Genomic DNA, 1,012 nt, shown 5'->3' on the forward strand with positions numbered 1-1,012 from the left:
TACCTCAACCAGGCTGAACCGGGCGGAACGCTGAATCGGGGTAGTGCTCCGCCCCATCCTTCCATGCGCGCACTTTGGTTCGGTAATCGCGCCACTGACGGTCTGTGCCGGGCAACGCAGATGGGTCGTCATCCTCAATAGCAATGAGCTGGTCAGCAATCAGCGCCATCTCAGCTGCCTGCCAGTCAATCTCAACCCTCACAGATCTTTCCCTGATGATTCGGCTATCGATCACCCATGTTCCGTCGCTTCTGGCCACGTAATCCAGAGTGTCCTCACCATCTGGACGTGCATCGGTCATCACAATCCAGCCTTCTGGGCAGTCGCCACCGATCTGCTGCTGATTTCCGCCAACCTCTGCGAAGACGTTCATATCAACCCCTTGAGCTTCCAAACCTGTACGCGACATGGCGCGCTTGCCGCGCTGGAGATTTCGCCGCCAGCGCCACCTGATAGCGAGCCTCGAACTGCAACCGCACTTAATCCCGTCTGAACAATAACTCGATCCGGATTTTCGATATGGGCCGCACGTACCCCATAGGCAAGGTTCCCTGAATCGTTTGTCGTCCACCACCCTGGGTCGAACCAGGCTCCAGAGATGAAGATTTCTGCTTTGCACATAACCCTGAACCCAGGGAAAGGGTTATTGACCACATATCGGCTGTTGGCAACGACTGTTGCGGGAGATGCTTGCGAGCCACCGTTCGGATAAACGATTGCGAAATCAGCCAGCGCCGGGTCGAACGGTTTCCCGCTTGATCGGTAGGTGTAATCGAGACAAATCCAGTTACCACCCCCAAGGCTCAGAAAGTCTGCAGTATCGTTTGCAGAAGTCGTGATGCTGGCCCCGCCAGGCAGTATCAGGGAAGTAGGGTTGTGAGTAAGCACCAGAGAGCCAAGAAATCTAACCGACCGGCGAGCGCCAGCAGTTATTGTGCCCAGCGCCGTAATTGCATTGCTGCCGCTGATTGCAATAACGTTCGATGTTGCGTCGCCGATATCGACAGTGGAT

The 1,012-nt window shown here is 55.6% G+C and carries 2 protein-coding genes; both read right to left on the bottom strand.

Annotated elements, in window-relative coordinates; all coding sequences use genetic code 11:
* Positions 1 to 4 precede the first annotated feature (4 nt).
* On the bottom strand, positions 5 to 373 hold the full coding sequence (locus tag BLS87_RS33315) for a hypothetical protein (RefSeq protein ID WP_074759410.1): 369 nt from the start codon (positions 371 to 373) through the stop codon (positions 5 to 7).
* The coding region (locus BLS87_RS34390) for a hypothetical protein (protein WP_208605242.1) at positions 370 to 1,012 on the bottom strand (643 nt) is incomplete at its 5' end. The genes BLS87_RS34390 and BLS87_RS33315, both read right to left, overlap by 4 nt.

Source organism: Pseudomonas abietaniphila (assembly GCF_900100795.1).
Lineage (GTDB): Bacteria > Pseudomonadota > Gammaproteobacteria > Pseudomonadales > Pseudomonadaceae > Aquipseudomonas > Aquipseudomonas abietaniphila.